This is a genomic window from Agrobacterium sp. 22-3639C2 (assembly GCF_053522105.1).
Genome location: NZ_JBNWDB010000001.1, coordinates 1443907 through 1468132, shown reverse-complemented (window position 1 = coordinate 1468132; position 24226 = coordinate 1443907). Strand labels below are relative to the sequence as shown.

26 protein-coding genes and 1 tRNA gene are annotated in these 24226 nt (G+C 60.2%); 9 read left to right on the top strand and 18 right to left on the bottom strand.

Annotated elements, in window-relative coordinates:
* Positions 1-12 precede the first annotated feature (12 nt).
* Positions 13-1194: an MFS transporter gene (locus ACQZ6D_RS07380; RefSeq protein ID WP_174049935.1), complete on the top strand. Its 1182-nt coding sequence runs from the start codon at positions 13-15 to the stop codon at positions 1192-1194.
* 66 nt (positions 1195-1260) lie between these two features.
* Entirely contained in the window at positions 1261-2094 is an 834-nt protein-coding gene (locus ACQZ6D_RS07375) for an aldo/keto reductase (protein ID WP_065702596.1), read from the top strand.
* 141 nt (positions 2095-2235) lie between these two features.
* On the opposite strand, the gene ACQZ6D_RS07370 is transcribed toward ACQZ6D_RS07375, so the two are convergent.
* Together ACQZ6D_RS07370 and ACQZ6D_RS07365 are read right to left on the bottom strand one after the other, a co-directional pair.
* A complete protein-coding gene (locus ACQZ6D_RS07370) occupies positions 2236-4197 on the bottom strand; it encodes a methyl-accepting chemotaxis protein (protein ID WP_448729746.1) in 1962 nt (653 codons plus the stop codon).
* 403 nt (positions 4198-4600) lie between these two features.
* Positions 4601-4675, bottom strand: a tRNA-Gly gene (locus ACQZ6D_RS07365).
* A gap of 373 nt (positions 4676-5048) precedes the next feature.
* Here ACQZ6D_RS07365 and ACQZ6D_RS07360 point away from each other — a divergent pair.
* Positions 5049-5270: a hypothetical protein gene (locus ACQZ6D_RS07360; RefSeq protein WP_013636760.1), complete on the top strand. Its 222-nt coding sequence runs from the start codon at positions 5049-5051 to the stop codon at positions 5268-5270.
* Positions 5271-5347: 77 nt separating this feature from the next.
* On the opposite strand, the gene dps is transcribed toward ACQZ6D_RS07360, so the two are convergent.
* The 10 genes from dps to ACQZ6D_RS07310 all read right to left on the bottom strand — a co-directional run bounded on the left by dps (position 5348) and on the right by ACQZ6D_RS07310 (position 14683).
* Positions 5348-5836 (bottom strand): DNA starvation/stationary phase protection protein Dps, encoded by a 489-nt coding sequence (dps, locus tag ACQZ6D_RS07355; protein ID WP_003514046.1) that lies wholly within the window; start codon positions 5834-5836, stop codon positions 5348-5350.
* Positions 5837-5961: 125 nt separating this feature from the next.
* Positions 5962-6720: an iron ABC transporter ATP-binding protein gene (locus ACQZ6D_RS07350; protein WP_003514045.1), complete on the bottom strand. Its 759-nt coding sequence runs from the start codon at positions 6718-6720 to the stop codon at positions 5962-5964.
* Positions 6717-7685, bottom strand: a complete 969-nt coding sequence (locus ACQZ6D_RS07345) for an iron chelate uptake ABC transporter family permease subunit (protein WP_112497240.1) — start codon at positions 7683-7685, stop codon at positions 6717-6719. Before ACQZ6D_RS07345 ends, ACQZ6D_RS07350 begins: the two co-directional genes overlap by 4 nt.
* Positions 7678-8643, bottom strand: a complete 966-nt coding sequence (locus ACQZ6D_RS07340) for an ABC transporter permease (RefSeq protein ID WP_038492099.1) — start codon at positions 8641-8643, stop codon at positions 7678-7680. The genes ACQZ6D_RS07345 and ACQZ6D_RS07340 overlap by 8 nt, the downstream gene beginning before the upstream one ends.
* A gap of 119 nt (positions 8644-8762) precedes the next feature.
* Positions 8763-9701, bottom strand: a complete 939-nt coding sequence (locus ACQZ6D_RS07335) for a siderophore ABC transporter substrate-binding protein (RefSeq protein ID WP_013636756.1) — start codon at positions 9699-9701, stop codon at positions 8763-8765.
* Positions 9702-9901: 200 nt separating this feature from the next.
* Positions 9902-10162 (bottom strand): hypothetical protein, encoded by a 261-nt coding sequence (locus ACQZ6D_RS07330; RefSeq protein WP_003514037.1) that lies wholly within the window; start codon positions 10160-10162, stop codon positions 9902-9904.
* A gap of 128 nt (positions 10163-10290) precedes the next feature.
* Positions 10291-11808, bottom strand: coding sequence for a tripartite tricarboxylate transporter permease (locus tag ACQZ6D_RS07325; RefSeq protein WP_003514036.1), 1518 nt, complete (start codon positions 11806-11808; stop codon positions 10291-10293).
* 107 nt (positions 11809-11915) lie between these two features.
* A complete protein-coding gene (locus ACQZ6D_RS07320) occupies positions 11916-12410 on the bottom strand; it encodes a tripartite tricarboxylate transporter TctB family protein (RefSeq protein ID WP_013636754.1) in 495 nt (164 codons plus the stop codon).
* Positions 12407-13351 (bottom strand): Bug family tripartite tricarboxylate transporter substrate binding protein, encoded by a 945-nt coding sequence (locus ACQZ6D_RS07315; protein ID WP_003514032.1) that lies wholly within the window; start codon positions 13349-13351, stop codon positions 12407-12409. Before ACQZ6D_RS07315 ends, ACQZ6D_RS07320 begins: the two co-directional genes overlap by 4 nt.
* Before the next feature lie 252 nt (positions 13352-13603).
* A complete protein-coding gene (locus ACQZ6D_RS07310; RefSeq protein ID WP_019565081.1) occupies positions 13604-14683 on the bottom strand; it encodes an ABC transporter substrate-binding protein in 1080 nt (359 codons plus the stop codon).
* Positions 14684-14752: 69 nt separating this feature from the next.
* On the opposite strand from ACQZ6D_RS07310, the gene ACQZ6D_RS07305 reads away from it, so the two are divergent.
* Together ACQZ6D_RS07305 and ACQZ6D_RS07300 are read left to right on the top strand one after the other, a co-directional pair.
* Entirely contained in the window at positions 14753-15433 is a 681-nt protein-coding gene (locus ACQZ6D_RS07305; RefSeq protein WP_025594373.1) for a response regulator, read from the top strand.
* Positions 15430-16806: a sensor histidine kinase gene (locus tag ACQZ6D_RS07300; RefSeq protein ID WP_065687504.1), complete on the top strand. Its 1377-nt coding sequence runs from the start codon at positions 15430-15432 to the stop codon at positions 16804-16806. The genes ACQZ6D_RS07305 and ACQZ6D_RS07300 overlap by 4 nt, the downstream gene beginning before the upstream one ends.
* Before the next feature lie 42 nt (positions 16807-16848).
* Here the strand turns inward: ACQZ6D_RS07300 and ACQZ6D_RS07295 are convergent, their stop codons facing one another.
* The 5 genes from ACQZ6D_RS07295 to ACQZ6D_RS07275 form a co-directional block, all read right to left on the bottom strand.
* Positions 16849-17178, bottom strand: coding sequence for a hypothetical protein (locus ACQZ6D_RS07295; protein ID WP_003514020.1), 330 nt, complete (start codon positions 17176-17178; stop codon positions 16849-16851).
* Between the two features lie 98 nt (positions 17179-17276).
* Positions 17277-18161 carry a formyltetrahydrofolate deformylase gene (gene purU, locus ACQZ6D_RS07290; RefSeq protein ID WP_003514019.1) on the bottom strand — a complete coding sequence of 295 codons (885 nt, stop codon included), beginning with the start codon at positions 18159-18161 and terminating at the stop codon, positions 17277-17279.
* 204 nt (positions 18162-18365) lie between these two features.
* Positions 18366-19142, bottom strand: a complete 777-nt coding sequence (locus ACQZ6D_RS07285; protein WP_019565084.1) for a YbaY family lipoprotein — start codon at positions 19140-19142, stop codon at positions 18366-18368.
* A 155-nt stretch (positions 19143-19297) separates the two neighbouring features.
* Entirely contained in the window at positions 19298-19819 is a 522-nt protein-coding gene (hutX, locus tag ACQZ6D_RS07280; protein ID WP_013636749.1) for a heme utilization cystosolic carrier protein HutX, read from the bottom strand.
* A 9-nt stretch (positions 19820-19828) separates the two neighbouring features.
* A complete protein-coding gene (locus tag ACQZ6D_RS07275) occupies positions 19829-20176 on the bottom strand; it encodes an antibiotic biosynthesis monooxygenase family protein (protein WP_003514016.1) in 348 nt (115 codons plus the stop codon).
* Between the two features lie 196 nt (positions 20177-20372).
* Between ACQZ6D_RS07275 and ACQZ6D_RS07270 the strand changes: the two genes are divergently transcribed.
* From ACQZ6D_RS07270 to ACQZ6D_RS07260, 3 genes are read left to right on the top strand one after another with little or no spacing between them, the layout of a single operon-like run.
* Complete coding sequence (locus tag ACQZ6D_RS07270; protein ID WP_003514008.1) at positions 20373-21266, top strand: heme/hemin ABC transporter substrate-binding protein; 894 nt, start codon at positions 20373-20375, stop codon at positions 21264-21266.
* Positions 21263-22351, top strand: a complete 1089-nt coding sequence (locus ACQZ6D_RS07265; RefSeq protein ID WP_065702603.1) for a FecCD family ABC transporter permease — start codon at positions 21263-21265, stop codon at positions 22349-22351. The genes ACQZ6D_RS07270 and ACQZ6D_RS07265 overlap by 4 nt, the downstream gene beginning before the upstream one ends.
* Positions 22348-23130: a heme ABC transporter ATP-binding protein gene (locus ACQZ6D_RS07260; RefSeq protein ID WP_065702604.1), complete on the top strand. Its 783-nt coding sequence runs from the start codon at positions 22348-22350 to the stop codon at positions 23128-23130. Before ACQZ6D_RS07265 ends, ACQZ6D_RS07260 begins: the two co-directional genes overlap by 4 nt.
* A gap of 71 nt (positions 23131-23201) precedes the next feature.
* Here ACQZ6D_RS07260 and ACQZ6D_RS07255 read toward each other — a convergent pair whose 3' ends face one another.
* Positions 23202-23558 carry a YbaN family protein gene (locus tag ACQZ6D_RS07255; protein WP_065702605.1) on the bottom strand — a complete coding sequence of 119 codons (357 nt, stop codon included), beginning with the start codon at positions 23556-23558 and terminating at the stop codon, positions 23202-23204.
* A 259-nt stretch (positions 23559-23817) separates the two neighbouring features.
* Between ACQZ6D_RS07255 and ACQZ6D_RS07250 the strand changes: the two genes are divergently transcribed.
* Positions 23818-24213 (top strand): VOC family protein, encoded by a 396-nt coding sequence (locus ACQZ6D_RS07250; RefSeq protein ID WP_003514001.1) that lies wholly within the window; start codon positions 23818-23820, stop codon positions 24211-24213.
* Positions 24214-24226: the final 13 nt, after the last annotated feature.

Sequence of the window (24226 nt, the reverse complement as noted above, 5' to 3'; positions counted from 1 at the left end):
GAGGTACTCGTCATGCCATTGGCCATATTTGCCTTGACGATCGCGGCTTACGCGATCGGAACCACGGAGTTTGTCATCGTCGGTCTTTTGCCGACGGTCGCCGCAGATCTCCACATTACCCTGCCGCTTGCCGGCCTTATCGTCAGCGTTTACGCGCTGGGTGTCACTTTCGGTGCGCCGATCCTGACTGCGCTGACCGGCAAGATCGAAAGAAAGCCGCTGCTGCTGGGTCTGATGGCGCTGTTCGTCGTCGGTAATGTCGCAGCCGCCGTGTCGCCAAGCTATGAGACGCTTCTGGTCGCGCGGGTGCTTTCCGCCTTCGCCCATGGCGTGTTCTTCTCCGTTGGCGCCACCATCGCCGCCGATCTCGTGCCGGAAAACCGCCGTGGCTCGGCGATTGCCATGATGTTCATGGGTTTGACCGTCGCCATCGTCACCGGCGTGCCGATCGGTACCTATATCGGGCAGATTTTCGGCTGGCGCGCCACCTTCTGGGCGGTTGCAGGTCTTGGTGTCATCGCCTTTGCCGGTATCGCGGCCCTGTTGCCGGGCACGCTGAAGAAAGCGCCGCCCGCCAGCCTTCTCGATCAGGTGCGTGTGCTGGGTTCCGGCCGACTGCTCATCGTTTTCGCCATGACCGCACTTGGTTACGGCGGCACCTTCGTCGCCTTCACCTTTCTGGCGCCGATCCTTCAGGATGTCACGGGCTTCTCCGAAAAGAGCGTCGGCCTGATCCTTGTGCTCTACGGCATCGCCATTGCCGCCGGTAACATCGGTGGCGGCAAAATCGCCAACCACAATCCAGTCAAGGCGTTGATCGGCCTCTTTCTGGCACAAGCCATCGTACTGCTGGTCTTTTCCTTCACCGCCGTCTCGCCGATTCTGACCCTGATCACGCTGGTGGCGCTCGGCTTCCTGTCCTTCGCCAACGTTCCCGGCCTGCAGCTTTATGTGGTGCAGCTGGCCAAGGAACACCGCCCCGGCGCTGTCGATGTCGCCTCGGCGCTCAATATCGCCGCCTTCAATCTCGGCATCGCGATTGGTGCGTGGCTTGGCGGTCTCGTGGTGGAATCGCCGATGGGCCTTGCCGCAACCCCATGGGTCGGCGCCATCCTTGTCGCCATTGCCCTCATTCTCACCCTCTGGAGCAGTGCACTCGACCGTCGCGCCTCGCTCTCGCTGAAGACCGCCTGAGTTTTTCATATAAATCCCGGCCACTGCCTAAGGGCTGGCCGGGTGTACCCTAAAAGGAGAAAATATATGTTTGATGTCACCGCCAAAGGCGCATCGATCCCGGTGCTTGGCTTCGGTACCTTCCGTATTCCCGGCCCCGATGTTCTTCGGATCGTTCCGCATGCCCTGAAGGCCGGCTTTCGCCATATCGATACCGCACAGATTTACGGTAATGAGGCCGAAGTCGGCGAAGCCATTGCCGGTTCCGGCGTGGCACGCAGCGATATCTTCCTGACCACCAAGGTCTGGGTGGAGAACTACAGGCACGATGCCTTTCTTGCCTCCGTCGATGAGAGCCTGAAAAAACTGAAGACCGATTATGTCGATCTCCTGCTTCTGCACTGGCCGAACGAGGCGGTAACGCTGGCCGAGCAGATAGGCGCGCTGAACGCGGTTCGCGACGCCGGCAAGGTTCGCCATATCGGCGTGTCCAATTTCAATACGGCGCTGATGGCTGAGGCGGTCAGTTTGTCAAAGGCACCGATCGTCACCAATCAGATCGAATACCATCCCTATATCGATCAGGATGTGGTGATCGCGGCGGCCAAGGCTGCCGGCATGTCGGTGACGGGTTATTACGGTATGGCCGACGGCAAGGTTTTTGCCGATCCGGTTCTAAAGGACATCGCCGCAAGCCGGGGCAAGTCGGTGGCGCAGGTGGTGCTGCGCTGGCTCGTGCAGCAGCAGGGTGTGATTGCGCTTTCGAAGACGGTGAGCGAAGCCCGTGTTGATGAAAACCTTGCGATCTTCGATTTCACGCTGTCGGTCGCTGAGACGGATGCGATCCGCGCTCTTGCTCGACCGGATGGCCGTATCGTCTCGCCGGACGGGCTTGCACCGGTATGGGACGCGGCTGCCTGACAGTTGCCAATGGGTGTGGGTGGAATTCCTCCTGGTGCCGTCACGCGGGTCTAGCCGGCATGACGGAGGAGCGGTTTTCACTGATATAGATAACCTTAAGACACCCGGATAAGCTATCCGGGTGTCTTCTGAGAGAGTGGATCAGAATTCGCCCCAAGTCTGATCTTTCGAGGCCGTGGATACGCCGAGCGCTGCGGCCACCTGGCCGATCATGCGACGCGCCGGGGATGGTCTCGGCTGTGCGTTGTCGGCAACGCGCACCGGCGCTGAAGGCTTATATGCGGATCGAGCCGTGCTGGTGCTGGCCATTGCGCCATCCAGCTTGAACTGGCCGACGATCTGGCGGAGTTTTTCGGCATCACCGGCAAGCGATGCGCTGGAGGCCGTCGCCCTTTCGACCATCGCGGCATTGTGCTGCGTGACCTGGTCCATCTGGTTTACCGCGCTGTTGACCTCGGCCAACCCGACCGATTGTTCCCTTGCGGATGTCGCGATGGCGTCGAGTTGTGCATTGATGGCGATGACGTGACTTTCAATGATCTTCAGGGCGTCGCCGGTTGCGGTCACGAGTTTCACGCCGTTCTGCACTTCGTCGGCGGAGTTGCGGATAAGCTCCTTGATTTCCTTGGCCGCTTGCGCCGAGCGCTGGGCCAGTTCACGCACTTCCTGTGCCACAACCGCAAAGCCCTTGCCTGCCTCGCCCGCACGGGCCGCCTCGACGCCGGCGTTGAGTGCCAGAAGATTGGTCTGGAAGGCAATCTCGTCGATGACGCCTATGATGTTGGAAATCTGGCTTGAAGAGCTTTCTATGCGCTTCATGGCATCGACCGCAGTTGCCACGACCTGACCGGATGTCTGCGCGGATCTGTTGGCCTCGACCGCCACGATCCGGGCCTCCTCAGTCCGTTTGGTCGAATTGCTGACGTTGCTGGTTATCTGGTCGAGCGCTGCGGCTGTTTCTTCCAGCGATGCGGCTTGGGTTTCCGTGCGTTGCGACAGGTCGCTCGCACTCGAACTCAACTCGCGAGAGCCGTTGTCGATCGTGGCCGTGACATCGGCAACGGACAGTAGTGTTTTGCTAAGCTGGTTTACGGCGATATTGAAGTCCGCACGCAGGCTTTCGAATTCTGCGGAGAAAGGCGTTTTCAGCTGGTAGGACAGGTCGCCATTGGCCATATGCTTCAGACCTTCGGCAAGGCCGCTGGTCGCTTCCGCCATTTCGGCGGCGCGCCTGCGATCAATTTCGGCGGTTCTTTGACGCTCTGCCTCGGACTGGTTACGCACCTGCGCCGCATCCGCTTCCAGCCGGCGGGCCTTCAATTCGTTATCCTTGAAGACCTCAACGGCCTTTGCCATCGTGCCGACCTCGTCGCGCCGGTCCGTTCCCTCGACCTTGACGGACAGGTTACCCTCCGCAAGCGTTTGCATCGTGCCGACAAGACCCCGGATCGGCGTGACAAGCCAGCTGCTGATCGCGAAATATCCGATGACGACGACGGTGATGAAGCCGAGGACGACCGCCGCGACGGTAATCAGTGCAGTCCGTTGGCTTATGTCGCTCAGATCATCGCTCTGCTTGGCGCTACGGTTCGAAATATCAGTGGCTATCTGTGTAAGTTTCGCGCCGATCTTGGCAAAGACTGGCTGGCACTCGGTGCCAAACGCTTTTTGCGACGCAAGTGCCTCATCCACGGTTGATGCGGTTCGGCCCAGGTGCCAGGCGTTCTTGCACGTCACGTTATAGAGCGTCGTCACGTCGTCCTTGAGTACGCGCAGGCGGTTGTCTTCGGGGATATTGGCGATGGCTCCATCCATCGATACCATGAACTTGTCGCGTGTGGCCTTCACCTCAGCTTCGGCAGCGGCATTACCCTGTTCCGTAAAGGCGATCATCATATCGGCCAGAGCCGCACGCCCGTTCAGCAGTTCTTGGTTCGCGAGTGCCAAATTCAAGGCCGCTGCGCTGTCACGCGCAATAAGGTCACTATAACTTCCATCGATCGATTTGATCTGTATGGCGGAGTAGGCCGCAATCAGGATTACACATACGCCGAATAGCGCAAATACCGTCAAAAACTTTCCGACAACGGGAATATTTCTCATCGTTATGGCTCCCACAAGAAAATCGAGCCCTTCATGGGTCATATTTCGGCATCATGCGCTTTTCCGGTGATGATTATACTTACAAATTTAAGAAACAATTATGTATTATTAGTAATTACGTATCTTATAATAATATACTGTACTCTTATATTAAATAAGAATAATACTTAATACTAAATAATTCTAATGAGAATCCAAATCGGCTATCATGTCTTGCACGTCCGCAAACGCCTTCCTGAAGCGAATAAGTTCGGTGTCTAGGGCACGGGACTATGGTTGGGCGTCAGATCGGCCCAGAACATGCGGGTAGGCTTCGGTTGAAGAGGAGCTATCTGGGACCGGCGGCAAAATCAGGGCGGTGCCTGTAAGCGCTTTGACATTCCCGACGTTTTCCAGGGAAAACTGGAGCGGGCGAAGGGATTTGAACCCTCGACCCCAACCTTGGCAAGGTTGTGCTCTACCCCTGAGCTACACCCGCTCAAAAACCGCTGGTCCGGGGTAGTTCGCTGGACCGCGGGCCGCCAAAGCGCGGCGACGGGTGCTATATCGCTCAATCGTTTTTGGAATGCAACAGTTTCTTTTGCGGTTTCGGTGGAAATCCGTCTGGCCTGTGGGTTTATTCAAAACGACCGGCCCGATGCGTCGTAAAAAAGTGTGTTGGCGGGCGAAGGTATTGTTTCGGCTGGCCTTTATTTGGGTTGTAAAAGCACACAACCGGCCGGATGGCCAAAAAATAACCTGTTTACATTTGGTTAAAATCTGATTCGACAAGTGATTCGTTCGGGTGTACAAATTTCATGTCCACAAAAAAAGAAACGATACTTGGCATGTCATCATCGGGAGGATGAGCCTTGTCGTATGCAGCTTTTGAAAGAGTCGGCGCACAATTGTCGCCCCAGCAGATCACCGATCTGCAGAATATTTTCGACGGCGTATGTTTCGAGTGCCTTCAAGATCGCTGTAGCCACGTCGCCAACGAGTGCGCGGCGGTTTTGATCCGTAGCGCCCAGCGCGGCATTCTCGATCATGAGATGTTGCGCGACATCGGTCTTGCGGTTTTACGTCGGCACTGATTGCGCCATTTCATTAAAAAAGCGCCCGGGCATCTCGGGCGCTTTCGTGTGTGTGGTGGCAGTAGCAGCGTTGCGGCTCAGCTCTTTTCCTGAACGTGCGCCTCGAGGAACCACAGCGCCTTGTCGAGATCGCGCGAGGCGGCGGTGAAGATATCCGCTGTCGTCGGGTCGCCGGCCTCGTCGGAATCATCGATAGCCTTGCGGATCATGTTGGCCACGTCGCCATAACGGGCGATCAGTTCGTCCAAATGATCGTGGATCTTGTAGATATCGGTCGGATAGGCCTTGAGCTTGGTCGTCGAAGAGACGGATTGCAGGCTACCGAGCGCTGTGCCGCCAAGCTGCACCACACGTTCGGCAATTGTATCGCCGTGATTGTCGAGCTGGGCGCGGAAGGTGTCGAGAAGTTCGTGCACGGCGATGAATTGCGGACCTTTCAGGTTCCAGTGCGCCTGCTTGGTCACCAGTGCAAGGTCGATCACAGAAGCGAGCGATTCGTTCAGAATACCCATCACCGTTGATTTGGCGTTGGAAGGCAGGTCGTTCTTCGTCTTGTGCGTCTTCATCGATGTCTCCTGACGTTGCGGACGGAATGCCGTTTGGCAAAATCTCCCCCGATTAACGCCCTGGCCGGTTGCCCTGTTCCGTCGCTCGGACGGCAATGGCAAAAAACCTCTGCAATCGTCGTATCTCACTCATAAAACAGACAGATGCGTCGACCGTCTATGTCGTTGACACTGATGGTCATGTCGTAGATTTCCCGCAGAACCTCCGGACGGATAATCTGTTCCGCCGGTCCCTGGCGGCAGATTCGGCCATCACGCATGGCGATGATGGTGTCGGAGTACCAGGAGGCGAAGTTGATGTCGTGCAGTACCAGAACCACGGTCTTCTTCAGCTCGTCGGCGGCGCGACGCATGATCTTCATCATGCTTGAGGCGTGTTTCATGTCGAGATTGTTGAGCGGCTCGTCCAGGAGCACATAGTCCGTGTCCTGACACAGGACCATGGCCACGAAGGCGCGCTGACGCTGGCCGCCGGAAAGCTCGTCGAGAAAGCGGCCGGAAAGGTTTTCGAGATGGAGATATTCCAGCGCCCGGTCGATATGGACCTTGTCCTCGATGGTGGGACGGCCCTTGGAATAGGGATAACGTCCAAAACCGACGAGATCGCGCACCGTCAGGCGTGACGAGATGTGGTTGTCTTGCCTGAGGATCGAGAGCCGTTTTGCCAGCGTGTCGGAAGGGGTCTTGGTCACATCCAGCCCGTCCACAGTCACGGTTCCCGCATCCATGGACATCAGCCGTGCCACGATGGAGAGCAGCGTGGATTTTCCCGCCCCGTTCGGCCCGATGATGGAGGTGACGCCGCCTGCCGGAATGGCGACGGAGACGCCATCGACAACAACCGTGTCGCCATAGGATTTGCTGATCTGACTGGCGATGATCATCGCGCACCCCGCTTGAGAATAAGACCGATAAAGACGATGCCGCCCAGAAATTCGATGATGATGGAAAGCGCCGTGTTGAAGGCGAAGATCCGCTCCAGCACCACCTGACCGCCGACAAGGCAGATGATGGCGATGAGGATTGCAGCCGGCAGCACATAGGCATGTTTGCCGTTGCCTGTGAGATAATGGGCCAGCGCCGCAACCAGCAGCCCGAAGAACATGACAGGGCCGACGAGTGCGGTGGAAACGGCGACGAGAACGGAGACCAGCACGAGGATGATCGTCACCGTTCGCTTGTAGTCCACGCCAAGGCTGATGGCCGTTGCGCGGCCGAGCGAAAGAACGTCGAGCGTGTGCAGGAGCCGCAACCCTATAATCGTCACCACGCCGACGATGATGACTGATACCGCAAGAAGGGTGGGATCGATGGAATTGAAGCTGGCGAACAGCACATCCTGCAGCACCGCATATTCATTGGGGTCCAGTACGCGCTGCATGAAGCCCGAGAGGCTGCGGAAGAACACGCCGAAGACGATGCCGACCAGCACCAGAAGATGCAGGCTGCGTTCCGCGCCGACGAAAAGCCAGCGGTAGAGCAGGGCGGAGAACGTGACGAGCAGCGCGGTTTCGGCAAGAAACTTCAGTTGCGGATCGATCATCACCACGGTTGCCGAGCCAAACACGAAGATCAGCGCCGTCTGCACCAGCACATAGAGCGAATCGAAACCCATCACCGAAGGGGTGAGAATGCGGTTGTTGGTGACCGTCTGGAACAATACCGTCGAAACGGCGATGGCATAGGCCACCAACAAAAGCGACAGAAGCTTGATGCCGCGAAACGGCAGGATGAAGCTCCAACTGCCCTTTGCACCCAGCGTCATGAAGGCAGCCATGGAGATGAGCGCCAGTGCGAGAAGCATCAGCAGCACGAGTTTCGCGCGCCGGTCGGGATGTCTCTCATGCATGGTGGCGTTTCCGGAGCAGGAGATAGAGGAACAGCGCGCTGCCGATGACGCCGACCACGGTTCCGATCGGTATCTCATAGGGCGCGCGCACCGTTCTGCCGATGATGTCGCAGGCAAGAACGAAGACCGCGCCAAGCGTCGCCACCCAGGGCACGGAACGGCGCATATTGTCGCCGATAATCAGGCTGACCACATTCGGCACAATCAGGCCGAGAAAAGGGATCATGCCGACGGTCACGACGACGACGGCACTGACCAGCGAGACGATGGTGAGGCCGAGCGCCATCACCCGGCGATAGTTCAGTCCGAGATTGGTGGTGAAGTCGCGCCCCATGCCTGCCACCGTGAAACGGTCGGCGGCGAGATAGGCAGCGATGGCGAAAACGAAGCCGATCCACAGCAATTCATAGCGGCCACGCAGCACGCCGGAAAAATCCCCGGTCATCCACGCGCCGAGCGATTGCAGCAGATCGAAACGATAGGCGAAGAAAGTGGTGACGGCAGAAATGACGCCGCCCAGCATGATGCCGATCAGCGGCACCAGCAGCACATCGCGCAGCGGCACCTGCCGCAGAATACGCAGGAAAAGTGCGGTTCCCGCCAGCGCGAAAGCGGCCGCCACCAGCATCTTGCCGAAGATCGGCGTTTCCGGGGCAAGCAGGGTGACGGTGAGCAGGCCAAGGCCGGCGGATTCGGTGGTGCCAGCCGTCGAAGGCTCCACGAAGCGGTTGCGCACCAGCATCTGCATGATGAGACCGGCAATCGCCATCGAGCTTCCGGCCAGTATGAGCGCCAGCGTGCGCGGAATGCGGCTGACGAGGAGCACGCGCAGTGCATCCGCGCTCGTATCCGGTGCAAAAAGCGTCGCCAGCGAGACGTTGCTCACGCCGACGAACAGGCTGACGATGGCGAGTGTCAGCGCCAGAAGGAGGGCGAGGATGAGGGACAGGGATTTCACGTCAGTGGTTTTTCGAAAATGGTGATGGCTCGCTTCGACCTCGCAGATTGCCCGGAGGACTGAACCTCTCCTTCGTCATCCTCGGGAGAAGCCCGGGGATGACGTCGCGAAGGCAGTTTTTACGACTTCTTCTCGGACACGGCCTCGTAGACCTGATCAAGCAAGGTGGTGAGCGCCGTATAACCGCTGCTGACGATATAGGCCGCCTGCGGGTCGAGATAGACGATCTGCTTTTTCTTCCAGGCGTTGGTCTGGTGGATCAGTTCGTTGTCCAGCACCTGGGCGGCGGCCTTGCCTGGGTCCGTTGCGCGGCCGATGCCGGCATCGCGGTCAATCACGAACAGCCATTCGGGATTGACCTCTGCCAGATATTCGAAGGACACGACATCGCCCCGGTCGAAGCGGTCGTCGATATCAGGAGCGACCGGCTTGAAGCCGATTTCCGTGTGCAGCCAGCCGGTGCGCGAGCTTGGGCCGTAAACACCGACCTTGCCGGCATTGGTGACGAGGATCATCGCCGTGCCGGAATTCGGCGCGATGGCCTTCAGCTTTGCGACCTTCTCGTCAATGGAGGCGTCGAGCTTCTTTGCTTCTTCTTGCTTGCCGAAGATATCGCCGAGCTTGGTGATATTGGCTTTGACGCTCGCGATGAATTCCTTGGAATCGATCGACATGTCGATGGCGGGGGTGATCTTCGCAACATCGGGATATTTCGCACGCGAACGGCCGCCGACGATGACGAGATCGGCTTCTGCCGCATTGATCGCCTCGTAATCGGGTTCGAACAGCGTGCCGACCTTCAGATATTTGCCATCGGCATATTTTTGGAGATAGGTCGGCAGGTTGGAACCAAGGACACCAGCTGGCTCGACGCCCATCGCATCGAGATTGTCGAGCGAGGGGATATCCAGAACCAGAACCTTTTTCGGCGCGGCTTTCAGAACGGTCTCGCCCTGCGCGTGCTTGATCGTCATTTCCTCAGCGCCTGCGGTCATCGCGCCAAGGCTGAAGGCCGCTGCTGCCAGCAGCCGAACGGGGAAGGTGAAGTTGATGGCCACGGATATGTCCCTTGCAATATGGTTCTTGACCCTGCGGAAGCGGATCCCGCAGGCGTAACTTGATGTTCGCTGTCAGCTTTATTGGCAAGGTATGCGGAAATCAAAAATATGTTTTAGAATAGTTCTGAATTGCCGTGAGCGGGAAATGTGTGTGGCACCGGAAGCAAACCCCGGAGCCACATCAGGGGCCGTATCTTCTTTCAATTCGGCGGCCAGTCGCCGACGATCTCGCGTCTTTCCAGTTTCAGCGACCGGTCAGGCTGGATGCGGTAGGTTTCAATCGCCAGCCGGCCATCGCCCATGACGAATTCGTGGCTGAGCGTGCTGCCGATGGGTGACTTGGTCAATTTGGTATGGGGTTGTCCGCCATAGGTGATGCTGCCCGGAATGGGTTGCACGTCGGGTGCCGCGGTGGCGCAGCCGGCAAGGCCCAGAACCAGCATGATCGCGATCTTGCGCATGTTTTTCTCCTGCGTTGGACAGGAATACTATCACGGCCGTGCCTGCGCCACACATCCCGTTGCCGTGAATAAAAAGGGCCCCGCATCCGGAAGGAGACGGGGCCAGTTGCCTTGGGAGGCTTTTGTTATCAGTCCTCGTTGGCGGCAAGCTGCGTCAGCACCTCGCCGCGGCCGCGGATGCGCATGATGAGCGGGACGATGAAGGCGGCGGCTGCGACAAGGAACAGGCCGACGGCAATCGGTGAGGTGAGCAGCACGGTCGGGTCGCCCTGGCCGATGGCGAGTGCACGGCGAAGCTGCTGTTCGGCAAGCGGCCCGAGGATGAGGCCGACCACGGCAGGCGCGATCGGATAACCGAAGATGCGCATGATGTAACCAAGGATACCGAAGGCGAGCAGCATGCCGAGTTCGAACACGGACGGGTTGGCGCCGATGGTGCCGAGCGTCGCAAACAGCAGGATGCCGGCATAGAGCCAGGGTTTCGGGATGGTCAGCAGCTTCACCCACAGGCCGATGAGCGGCAGATTGAGCACCAGCAGCATCAGGTTGGCGATGAACAGGCTGGCGATAAGGCCCCAGACCAGCTGCGGATTGGTGGCAAACAGCAGCGGGCCAGGCTGAAGACCGAACTGCTGGAAACCGGCGAGCATGATGGCAGCGGTTGCCGTCGTCGGCAGGCCGAGCGTCAGGAGGGGAACGAGCGTACCGGCAGCGGAGGCATTGTTGGCGGCTTCCGGACCGGCAACCCCTTCGATGGCGCCATGGCCGAATTCTTCCGGATGTTTGCTGAGCCGCTTTTCGGTTGCATAGGAAAGGAAGGTGCCGATTTCAGCACCACCGGCAGGCATGGCGCCAATCGGGAAGCCGATCAATGTGCCGCGCAACCAGGGTTTCCAGGAACGCGCCCAGTCCTGCGCACTCATCCAGACCGAACCCTTGACCGCTTCGACCTTCTCGTCGCCACTCTGGCCCTGCGCAACGATGAACAGCGTCTCGCCGATGGCGAACATGGCCACCGCAAGCGTCGTCACTTCCACGCCGTCGAGAAGGTCGGGAATGCCGAAGCTCATGCGGGTCTGGCCGGTCAACTGGTCGATACCGACGATGGCGAGCGCGAAGCCGATGAACAGCGAGGTAAGGCCGCGCAGTGCCGAGTCTCCGAAAGCCGAGGAGACGGTGACAAAAGCGAGCACCATCAGCGCGAAATATTCGCGCGGGCCGAAAACCAGCGCCAGCTTGACGATATAGGGTGCAACAAAGGCGAGAGCGACTGTGGCGATGAGACCAGCGACGAAGGAGCCGATGGCGGCGGTGGCAAGTGCCGGGCCGCCGCGGCCCGCACGGGCCATCTTGTTGCCTTCGAGCGCAGTCACGATCGATGCGCTTTCGCCCGGCGTGTTGAGCAGGATCGAGGTGGTCGATCCGCCATACATGCCGCCATAATAGATGCCGGCGAACATGATGAGCGAACCGGCGGGATCAAGCCGGTATGTAACGGGCAGAAGCAGAGCGACCGTCAGCGCCGGCCCGATGCCGGGCAGAACGCCGACGGCAGTGCCGAGTGTCACGCCGATCAGCGCATAGAGCAGGTTCATGGGTTGGGCAGCAACCTCAAGACCGTGCAGCAGGAATTCAAACGTACTCATGGACAGATGTCCCCCAAGTCGAGCAGATGGGCGGGCGGAACGGCTGGCGTTTGCGTCATCGCGCGCCGGCGGTTTCCTGTGATCTCGAATTTTGGTCGGAATGGCTGTTAGAACAACAGCCGCTCCAGAGGCCCGGCAGGCAGAGAAAGTTGCAGCAGCCGCGCAAAGATGATCCAGATGACGAAGCTCAGAGCGATGCCGATGGGGATCGAATACCAGAGCTTGCGTTTGCCGAAGGCGCGCGCCGTAAACGCAAACAGGAGACCGGTGGCGATGGAGAAACCGGCGACGTTCAGCAACAGCATCTGCGCGGCAAGGCCGGCGACGACCCATATGACCGGGGCGACTTCCTGTTTGTCCCGTTCAGGAAAATCACCGCGCCAGGCTTCGATGGCCGTCCAGAGCGCAAGGCCGACAAGACAGAAGGCGATGGCGTAGGGGACCGTTGCCGGACCGACCGGCGAGTAGCCGGTGACGCTGGCGAGACGCGCACTGTCCCAGAAGATCACGCAGGCGATAAGGACGAGGGCTACGGCGATCGCCAGCGCCGCCCAGTCAGGGCGGCGCTCTTGATGTTGTGAAGGGTTGGAACCCTGGCTCATTTTACCAGTCCGATTTCTTTGAGGATGGCGGCGGTGGCGTCGGTGTCCTTGGCAAGCTGCGCCTTGAACTCGTCACCGGAAAGATAGGTATCCATCCAGCTCTTCGTCTTCAGCGTTTCCTGCCACTTTGCGGATTTCGCCAGCTTCTCGATATCGGCGCTGACGGCCTTTTCCTGTTCCGGCGTCAGGCCGGGAGGAGCAGCGACCATGCGCCAGTTCTGCACGACGACGTCGAGGCCGCTTTCCTTGAGCGTCGGCGCGTCAACGCCTTCCAGCTTCTCTTCGCTGGAAACGGCCAGCAGGCGCAGCGTGCCCGCCTTGACCTGGCTTTCGAATTCGCCGTAGCTCGAAATGCCGGCTGTTACCTGCGAGCCGAGGATCGAGGCAAGCGCTTCGCCGCCGCCGGAATAGGCGATGTAGTTGATCTTGGTCGGATCGACGCCGGCCGCCTTGGCGATCAGGCCAACAGCGATATGATCGGTGCCGCCGGCCGAGCCGCCGCCCCAGGACACGCTGCCCGGATCTTTTTTGAGCTGGTCGACGAGGTCGCCGATGGTTTTCAGCGGCGAAGATGCCGGAACGACGATTGCTTCATATTCACCGGTCAGGCGGGCGATTGGCGTCACTTCCTTGAGGGTGACGGGCGCCTTGTTGGTGAGGATCGCGCCGACCATCACGTAACCGCCGACGATGAGGGCGTTCGGGTTGCCCTTCTGCTGGCTGGCGAACTGTGCAAGACCGATGGTGCCGCCGGCACCTGGCACGTTCTGCACCTGAACGCTCTTGGAAATGCCTTCTTCCTGCAGCACGGTCTGCAGGGAACGCGCGGTCTGGTCCCAGCCGCCGCCGGGATTGGCCGGCGCGATGATGGTGTAGTCCGCTGCGACCGCCGGAAGCGCGATCACGCCTGCCAGAAATGTGCCGATAAGAAAATGTTTCACTTAGAAAACCCTCCTCAGGATGCCCTTTTTGGGCGTCGTTTTTCGTTTATGCGGAAGGGAGTTTCAGGCCGTGCTTATCCTGACGCTGCCAGGGCAGCGCGGAGCTCTACGGTCCTCAAGATTTCCTCCCGCATCTTCTTCCGCCTCCACGGAATGAAGAAGGATTGCAGAGCATCATAAAAAGCTGTCATCTAACTGACGCACCGCAAGTCCTTGCGCATTTACTCTCTATTAATTTGTGCTTGCCGTCTACTATTGCGAGCGTAGCGCCTCGTTCCACCGCTCGATCAGGCGGCTGCGCTTGACCTGATCCAGATAGACCATCAGGCCCGGGCTGACGGGCACGGGGCGCAATTGTGCGCCGTGGATCGCCTGCATGGTGTTGGCGGTATTTTCGCCCGCCACGTCAGGGCTGACGGCGGGGATCTGCAATTGCCGGGCCATGATCGTCTGGCCCTCCTTGGACATGAAGAATTCGAGATAGCGGCGGCCGAGCGCCGGGTTGGCGGCGGCTTCCGGCACCAGCCCGATGCGCGACATGACCACGGTATAGTCCTTGGGCAGAACGATGCCGACATCGGGATGGCGCGAGGCCCAGTCGGCCGCGTAGGAACCGAGAATATTGTAGCCCAGCACGAAGCGCCCGTCGGAGACACGCTCCAGAATGGCGGATGACGTGGAATAGACCTTCACGCCGGCCGCGCCCATAGCCTTGATGACGCTCCATATATCGCCGAACTGCTCCTGATCGCGCGACATGAACAGGAAGCCGACGCCGGAGCGCTCAATGTCGTAGGTAGCGATGCGGCCATGCACTTCCTTGGCGTGGCGCTCAAGATAATCGACGAATTCGGCACGGGTGGCGGGCGGCTTTTCGGTGGTGAAGCTCGGCTTGTGATACACGAACACCGCCGGCTCGAAGGTCAGCGCATAGGCGGTGTTGCGCCAGTTGGCCCAGGTGGGCCAGCGCGCGCTCATGGCAAGGTCGGAGCGCTGGGCGTAACCGTCATTGCTCAACTTCACCTGCAAATCCATGGCGGATGAAAAGGCGAAATCGGCGGTCTTTTTGCCCGCATCGGTTTCTTTCACGATGCGATCATAGATTTCGCCGGTCAGCATGTCCTCGTAATGGACGGCGATATCGGGGTTTGCCTTCTGGAAACCCTCGATCATCGGCGTGGCCAGCGGTTCGTCCAGCGAGGAATAAACCACCAGCGTTTCCGCATCCGCCTTGCCTGATGGTGCAGGGAAAACGGCGACTTGTGCAAGCGCCGGTGAGGCCATGCAAAGACAGAGACAGAGAAAAACGGCGATACGCATGGAAAAGATCATGCCGCACGCGCTTGCCATTCACAAGCGCCAAGGGCTTGGATAAGCTCGGCAATGTTGCGGGAGGAAGAATTGCGTATTTTGCTGGTCGAGGACAATCAGGTGCTGTCGGAAGGGCTGTGTGCGCTTCTGCGCGGCAGCGGTTATGCGGTGGATGTCGTTTCAGACGGCGCTTCCGCCGACGCGGCGATTGCGGCGGAAAATTTCGATCTCGTCATTCTCGATCTCAACCTGCCGGAAATGGACGGCATCGAGGTGCTGCGCTCCATGCGCTCGCGCCAGGACAAGGCGGCGGTGCTGATCCTGACGGCGCGTGGCACGCCGGAGGAGAAGGTCAAGGGGCTCGATCTCGGCGCCGACGACTACATGATCAAGCCCTTCGACATCACCGAATTTGAGGCGAGGGTGCGGGTGCTGCTGCGCCGCAATGCCGGACTGCGCTCTTCTACGCTCGGCTTCGGCAAAGTCCTGTTCGACCTCACATCCCGCACCTTTTCAGCCGATGGGCGCCCGCTCGATATTCCGGCGCGTGAAGTGGCGCTGCTCGAGGTGCTGTTCATGCGGGCGGGCAAGGTGGTTGCCAAGGAGGCGATCGTGCAATCGCTGACCGGTTTCGACGACGAGATATCAGGCAACGCCATCGAGCAATATGTCAGCCGGCTGCGCAAGCGGCTTGCCCCCCACGGGCTGACGGTGAAGACGGCGCGTGGCATCGGCTATTATCTGGAAAAGCTGCCGGAGATGGCTGAATGAGACAGGCCGCCTATTCGCTCAGGCGGCGTCTTTTAGGCTGGCTTCTCATCTCCACCGCCATCATCGGCTGCGTTGCGCTCACTGATACCTGGCGCGAGGCGGTCAATACGGCCAATGTCGTCTCCGACCGGGTGCTGTCAGGTTCCGCGCTTGCGATTGCCGAGCGGGTGGTGGTGGCCGAAGACGGCTCGCTGGAGGTCGATATTCCCTATGTTGCGCTGGAAATGCTGACATCGGCGGCACAGGACCGGGTGTTTTATCGTGTCGACGGGCCAAACGGGCAATTTCTCACCGGTTACCAGAACCTGCCGACGGTGGAGAATCCGGCCGGAGAAACGCCTGCCTATCGCGACGCAGTGTTTCGTGACGAGCCGATCCGCATCGCCGCGATCCGCCGTTTTGCCTCCACCGGCATCAATTCCGTGCCCTTTTCCGTGACGGTGGCTGAAACGACGATCGCCCGCAGCCAGCTTGCGCAAGCCATCATCCTGCGCTCGGCCTTGCGCCTGCTGTTCATGATCGTGGGCGCGGCGATCATTGTCTGGATCGCGGTGACGATTTCGCTCCGGCCGCTTTACCGGCTCAGCGAAGCGATTGCCGAGCGCAGCCCCAACGACCTGCATCCGATCCGGCAATCCGTGCCGGTGGAGGTGGAAAATCTGGTGGAAACGGTCAATTCCTTCATGGTGCGGCTGCAATCGGCGCTCGATGCGCTCAGGCATTTCACCGGTAATGCCAGCCATCAATTGCGCACGCCCCTTGCCATCATCAGCACCCAGCTTGCGCTTTCCGCCCGCGCCGCAAGTCTCGAAGACGCCCAGGCGGCGGCCCGCAAGGGCGGCGCTTCGGTGGCCCATGCCGAACACATCCTCGCCCAACTGCTACGCATGGCCAATATCGATGCCGCCGGTTCGAGCGAAAAACACGATTTTTCCGAGATCGACCTCGTGGCGGTGGCGCAAAACGTGACGGCAGATTTCGTGCCACGCGCGGCCGACGCCGGCATCGATCTCGGTTTCGAAGGCGAGGGCGAAGCGACAATTCTCGCCGAGCCGCTCCTTATCGGTGAACTGATCGGCAATCTCGTTTCAAATGCCATCAACTACGCGGGGCGTGGTGCGGAAGTTACCGTGCGCGTCGGCAGGCAAGCGGGTGCCGTCTGGCTGGAAGTGGAAGATAACGGCCCCGGCATACCCACGGAAAAACGCGCCATGGTGCGCCAGCGCTTCGCCCGCGGCGAAGCCAACGCCGCCCCCGGCGCCGGCCTCGGCCTTGCGATCATCGAGGAGATCGCCGGGCTGTTCGGCGGGCGATTGACGCTGGAGGACGGCGCGGGCGGGCGGGGCTTAAGGGCCCGGGTGGAGTTCTCCTGAGGCGGCACTGTTGCGCCGCCCGGCTGAAATAAGACCTGGAGTCTATTCGTTCATCTTGTCGATAATCTGCATCATGATGTCAGCGCAGGCCTTCATCGGCTCGTCATCGGCACATTTGACGTCGATTTTGCGCTCGCCGTCTTCAATCCTGAAATGCGCTGCCTTGGAGGGCGGGGGTGGCATTCTCTTGCCATGCGGGCCGTCCCGCCAGCCTGCTTCCCTCGGACCGCCAGGGCCGGGCGGAGGAGGTGGCGGCGGCGCATCCGCCCTTGAACCAGCGTCCGCTGGTCCCGGCGGTGGTGGCGGCTGCTGGGCGAAGCTGGACCCCGCCGCGATGAGAAACGCGGCGCCGGCAATGACGAGTTTTTTCATGTGAGAGACCTCGCTGTTGGGCTACAGTGAAGAAACGGTCACATGGGATGCTCGGTTGCCGGTCGGTAAAAATAATTCCGCGTTGTTTTCGTGGCGTATTAGCCCATCCGTTCCGAAGCGTAGCTGCCCGGGCTTGGCGGGAAGACTACGGTTCGGTTGCCGTTGATGAAAGTGCGGTGGTGGATGTGGGCATGGATGGCGCGTGCCAGTACCTGGCTTTCCACATCACGGCCAAGAGAGACATAGTCTTCGGCAGATTGGGCATGGGTGACGCGCACCGTGTCCTGCTCGATGATCGGGCCTTCGTCCAGATCGGCGGTAACGTAATGGGCTGTCGCGCCGATCAGCTTTACGCCGCGGTCATAGGCCTGCTTGTAGGGGTTGGCGCCCTTGAAGGATGGCAGGAAGGAGTGGTGGATGTTGATGATCCGGCCCGACATCTTGCGGCACATGTTATCGGACAACACCTGCATGTAACGCGCCAGCACCACCAGTTCGGTGCCGCTGGTCTCGATCAGGTCCATCAGCTGCGCTTCGGCCTGCGGCTTGTTTTCCTTCGTTACCTTGATGTGGTGGAAGGGAATATCGTGGTTGACCACCACTTTCTGATATTCGAAATGGTTGGAGACGACGCCGACGATATCGATCGGCAGCGCGCCGATCTTCCAGCGGTAGAGCAGATCGTTGAGGCAATGGCCGAAGCGGGACACCATCAGAAGTGTTTTCATGCGCTGGCCGTCGCTATAGATGCGGGCTTCCATGCCGAATTTTTCCGCCACCGGCTGAAAGCCCTCGGTGATGGCCTGCATCGTCGCGCCCTCTTCGGAAATGAAGGAAACGCGCATGAAGAACTTGCCGGTCTCGAGGTCGTCAAACTGCGAACTGTCGACGATGTTGCAGCCCTTTTCCGCCAGATAACCGGAAATCGCGGCGACGATGCCGCGGGTCGATTTGCAGGCTACTGTCAGAACATAGGTTGTCATTCGTTTTCCCTCAAAGACTTTGCACCGGCGAGAACCGGCGCAGTTGGCGCGTTCCATAGCGCAGCTCTGTGGCGGAGCAAAGCGCCAAGACGAGTGCAGCAAAGTCATAAAACGGGAAAAGGGGCCGCGCCGTGCCGGAAGCGACATGGAATGTTCCACGGCCAGCACGGCGGCGGCAGGCGTTGCCGCCTGCCGTTACCACTCTCAGGCGCGGCGCAGGCGCATGGCCGGGCGGCCGCGGCCGTCGATCAATTCCAGCGTGCCGCGGCGCGGCTCGAGCCGGAAGGAGCGGGCACCTTCCAGCGCTTCGATGAACTGCCTTTCCTGGCGCATGATGTCAGGAGCGCAGGCCATCTGGGTGGAAATCATCCGGCCGAAATCGACGCGGTTGCGGCTTATCTTCACCTCGCCGCCGATGCCGTTGCAGCCGGCATTGCCGGAAACGCGGCCCTCGCGGGAAATTTCCAGCGTTGCCTCGCGGCGGCCGCGAACCCTTTCGCCACGGATTTCCTGCACCAGCCAGCGCCCCTCAATGCCAGCCTGCGGCTCCGGCCTGCCTGGAGCCGCCGCCACCCGTTCCAGAACGAGATCGGTGTCGTCACGCCCACCGGCCAGAACCGAGTAACGGCGCGTGGTGGTGAAGAGCAGCCGGTCGCCCTCGCGGATTTCGGCGCTGAGCGCATAGGAGCGGCGGCCACGGATGTCGCGGTCGTCATAACGCAAAACGAAGGGTACCGGCACCTGCCCACGCGGGCGTATGGTGGTTTCGGCGATCGTCTGCGAAGGCGCGTCCGCCAGCGAGACATCGATGAGGCGCACAGTAACAGTCGCGCCCGGCGGCAGGGCGATCCGCTCGCGATAGGAAACGCTGCCGCGCAGGCTTGCGGGTGCGGCAGCCGCACCGCCCGCTGCAAAAAGCGGTGCAAGCGCGAGGAGCCCTGCGAAATTCCGGCGCGAAAGAAGTGGCTGGCGGTCGTTCATGGTGCTTGCTCCGTGCTGCTGATCGAATTTCAGCGGATGATAAAAAACGGCACTGAACGGGCGATGAACCGGTGAATGTTTCCTGACGAGTGGGGCTGAGCCATCGCGGATTGATGAGGAAGGAGGGAGGCCACCACCAGCAGCCTCCCATTCACTTAGCCACGGAAACTGTCCCGCAGCGCTTCGAACTTCGCCAGCTGATCGCCACGCAGTTCCTTGTTTTCGTCGCGACGGACGAAAATCTTGAACATGGCGCCGCCGGCGGCATTCATGAACCAGACGGAACAGGAGCGTCGGCCATGAAAGCCGCGATCGACGAAGGTGATGCCGGTGCAATTGTCCTTCTTGATGTGGCCGCCGATGGGGCTGTCACCGTGGATGTTGAACCAGCCGTGGCTTTCGCTGCCCTCTGGCAGGTCGCCCGGCACTTCCAGCACGATATCGCCGGTCTGGACGATCATCAGGACTTCGCCCCAGCCGCGCATCTCGTTCCAGATCGCGTCGAACTGATCGGAACCAGCCGAAACGGCCGCACCTTGCGGCAGGATCGCCAGAATTTCGGCTGATGTCACCTCTGCCTTGGCGGCAATGGCTTCCACGATGCCGTCAGGCTTTTCGGCAAGTGCTGCGGCAGCGCGGGCCTGCCGGTCATCGGTCTTTTGTGCTGCAATGCTCATAGGCGAGCCTCAGGCGGCAATCGAACGGCGTTCGCCATTCTTGTCTTCGTGGATGATGACGTCAAAACCTTCGAAATGCGGGCCGGAAAGATATTCGACCTTGCCACGGTTCTCACCGGCCTTGGCATGGGCGGCACGGAACTGTTCGGACTTGGTCCAGCTCAGGAAATCGTCCTTGGTGGCCCAGACGGTGTGCGAGGCATAGAGCGTGTGGTCATCCGCCTTCGGGCCTTTGAGCATGTGAAATTCGATATAGCCCGGCAGCTCGCTCAGGTGCGATTTGCGCTCGCGCCAGATGGATTCGAAGGTATCCTCATAGCCCGGTACGACGCGAAAACGGTTCATTGCGATAAACATGGAAATCTCCCTTTAAGTTTACAGTTGCAGTCAGGATATCCAGCCGAAGCGTGGATGGAAAGAGGTTGACGATAAAGCGAACAATTTTACTCCACTTATCGATTGCGCCTTCTATAAACATGTGCAAATAACTCAAGTTAAATAAGATGGGCAATCCCGTATCCGCCCGTGCCAGCTTGTGTTTCAGGATAGCGTCATGTTGAATTTAAGCCTTCGCTCGTTCGTTTTCGCCGCCCTCGTGCCCGCCGTCATCGCCGTTGCCGCGCCCGGAGCTAGAGCTTCGGACAAGGGCAATCCGGAGGCGAAACGCATCGTTGCAGTCGGCGGCACGGTAACGGAAATCCTTTATGCGCTTGGCGCGAGCGACCGCATCGTTGCGCGTGACAGCACCAGCAGCTATCCGGCGGACGTGCTGTCCAAGCCCGATATCGGCTATATGCGGGCGCTCTCGTCGGAGGGCATTCTGTCGCAGAAGCCCGATCTCATCCTGTCTGAAGACGGGTCCGGCCCGGCGGATGTCGTTGCCATCCTCAAGGCCAGTGCGGTGCCTTTCGTCACCGTCGATACCCCGCCGAGCGGCGACGCCATCCCCAGGAAGATCGAGGATGTCGGTGCGGCAGTTGGTCTTGCCGACAAGGCAAAGGCATTGGCCGCGGAAACCAAAGCCGGGCTTGATGTGCTCGCCAAGGACGTCTCAGCCGTGCCGGAAAAGAACAGGAAGCGTGTGCTCTTCGTGCTCTCCAGCGCGGGCGGTCGCATCATGGCGGCGGGCAAGGGCACCGAAGCGGCGGCGATCATCGAAATGGCCGGCGGCATCAATGCCGCGCAGGAAATCAGCGGGTACAAGCCTTTGACGGATGAGGCGGTCATCGCCTCCGCGCCCGATGTGGTGCTGACCATGGCGCGCGGCGACCATGCCGGCAAGGCGGATGAGATTTTCGCGCTGCCCGCGTTCCAGTCCACGCCGGCTGCTGCGGAGAAGGCGCTGATCAGCATGGACGGGCTTTACCTCATCGGTTTTGGCCCGCGCACGCCCGCCGCCGGTCGTGAACTGGCGCACAAGCTCTACCCTGATGTGGTGAAGCCGTGAGCCTTGCTGCCTTGAGTTCTACGGAGGGCAGGGTTGCCGGTGACAGATCCCGTCAGGGGGTCGTTACCCTTGCCGTGCTCGTTTGCATCCTGCTGTTTGCCTGCGGCGTGTCGCTCGTCAGCGGGCCCACGGGTGTCGGCATTTCCGAACTCTGGGCCTATCTGACTGGCAGCGCGGATCAACTCGATGCGCGTGATAAAGTCATTCTCGAGGCGGTGCGACTGCCGCGCACGGCGCTCGGCATGTTGATCGGTGCTGGGCTTGGCGTCTCGGGCGCGATGATGCAGGGTCTTTTCCGCAATCCGCTGGCCGATCCCGGCATTGTCGGTGTCACCTCGGGTGCAGCACTTTTTGCGGTTGCGGCCATTTCTCTTGGGGAAGGTGCGCTTGCAACGGTCGCCGTATTTTTCGGCCCCCATTTTCTGCCGCTGATGGCGTTTTTCGGCGGGCTTTTGAACACCTGGCTGCTTTACGTCATTGCCACAAGGGATGGCGCCACCTCCACGACGACGCTTATTCTGGCCGGCATTGCGGTTGCGGCGATCAGCGGTGCGCTGACCGGCCTGATGATTTTTGTGGCCGATGACCGGGCGCTCCGCGACATCACCTTCTGGTCTCTCGGTTCGCTTGGTGGGGCCACCCCTGCCAAGGTTCTCGCCACCTTGCCCTTCATCGTCGTCGTGCTTGCCATCATTCCCTTTGTCGCAAGGGGGCTGGATGCGCTGATCCTTGGCGATGCGGCGGCCTTTCACATGGGCATTCCCGTGCAGCGGCTGAAGCGAGTCGTCATTCTGGCCGTTGCCGCTGCCTGCGGGGCAAGCGTGGCGGCTGCCGGCTCCATCGGTTTTGTCGGTATCGTCGTGCCGCATCTGCTGCGGCTTGCCATTGGCCCATCGCACCGCTTCCTGCTGCCGGCCTCTGCACTTGGCGGGGCCGCACTTCTGCTTCTCGCCGACAGTTTTGCCCGCACGGTTGCGGCACCGGCGGAACTGCCCATCGGCGTGGTCACCGCGCTGATCGGCGCGCCGGTCTTCCTGTTCCTGCTGCTTGGCCGCGGCGGTTTTTCCATGCGGAACATGTCATGATCCAGGCCGAAAACCTCACCCTCATCCGCTCCGGCCGCCGTCTGCTCGACGAGGTCTGCGTCGATCTGAAGCCCGGCAAGGTCAACGTCATTATCGGTCCGAACGGTGCCGGCAAATCGACGCTGATGAAGGTTCTGTCCGGCGAGATGCGTGCCGAGGCCGGTTCAGTGACCTATAATGATGTTGCCCTGCCGTTGTTTACGCCGGTTCAGCTTGCGCGCATCCGCGCCGTGTTGCCGCAGAATACCCAGCTTGCCTTTCCTTTCACCGCGCTCGAAATCGTGCGCATGGGCGCTGTCGCGCAAGGGTCGCGCGCGCCGGAAGAGCAGGCCCGCCGGGCGCTCGCCAGGGCCGGGCTTCGCGGGTTCGAGCAGCGCTCCTACAACATGCTGTCTGGCGGCGAGCAGCAGCGCGTGCAATTTGCCCGCGCTCTCGCCCAGGTGCCCTATCCCGTGGAAAACGGCGAGGTGCGGGCTCTCTTTCTCGATGAGCCGACGGCCAGTCTCGATATCGGCCACCAGATCGCGGTGCTGGAAACGGCGCGGGATTTCGCTATTGGCGGCGGTCTCGTGCTTGCCATCCTGCACGATCTCAACCTTGCGGCAGAATTTGCCGATCAACTTATCGTCATGCATGGCGGCCGGGTAACGGCGAGCGGTCCATCGCTGGACACGATCAGCGACGAGACGATTGCAAGGGTCTATGGCATTGGCGGCGTCGTCGGACGGCTGCCGGCGCGGCATATTCCTTATGTGCTGCCGCAGTCGAGGCATCGCTAGAGTATTTCCAGGAAAAGTGGAACCCGGTTTTCCGTCAGGAAATGCGATGCGGCTCTAAAGGTGATGTCGCCTCAGCTTTCCGGCCGGGTGACGATGAAGAGTGCAGAGCCGAGCATGACGGCGGCAACGATTGCCGCGCGCAGAGCCGGCGGGTCGCTCAGGAACCAGAAGGCGGCGTAACTCGCAGACATGGCCGACAGGGCCGCAATCTTCGCCTTGCGGGCAATTGCGCCGCGTTCGCGCCATTGCCGAAGCGACGGGCCGAATCGGGGGTGGGTCAGAAGCCACGCCTCGAGTTTCGGTGAGGAGCGGGAAAAGCACCAGAGCGCCAGCAGCAGAAAAGGCGTGGTGGGCAAAACGGGAAGAAACGCGCCGACGATGCCGGTCGCGACCATAAGCCAGCCAAGACAGAGGTACAGAAGGCGCATGGATATGCCGGTATCATGAGTTCTCTACTCAGGATAGAGCGGCGGGGCGAAATGTGAGGGCCATTTTGACCGGAAAGCCCGCGTGCCCAGGTCATGCGCCAACTGTTTCGCCATCACATTTGCCGTGATCGGGCGGTTTCCCCTGCTCCTTAATCCGTCTTTAGGGTTGAAAGCGCGGCCCTCTGTCTTTATCCCCTTGGTCCGCAATGTCCGGAGCACAACCGGACGACGACGAGATAAGAAGCAGAAGGAAAACACCATGGCCAAGCTGATCCACTCGATGGTCCGGGTGCTGGAAGAAAAGCGTTCGGTGGAGTTTTACAAGCAGGCTTTCGGGCTTGAGATTGCGGAACGTGCCGAGTTCGAAAATTTCACGCTGATCTATCTCAGCAATGCCGAAGGCGATTTCGAGCTGGAGCTGACTGTGAACCGGGGTCGCGAAGTGCCCTATGCGCTGGGTGACGGCTACGGCCATCTCGCGGTCAGCGTTGCCGATGTGGATGCCGAACATCAGCGTTTCATCGAGCTTGGCCTGTCTCCGGGCAAGATCATCGAAGCCGACCATAAAGGTCAGCCTTTCGCGAAATATTTCTTCATTTGCGATCCGGATGGCTACAAGATCGAAGTGCTGCAGCGCGGCAACCGGTTCAAGTAACAAAGAGGCACAA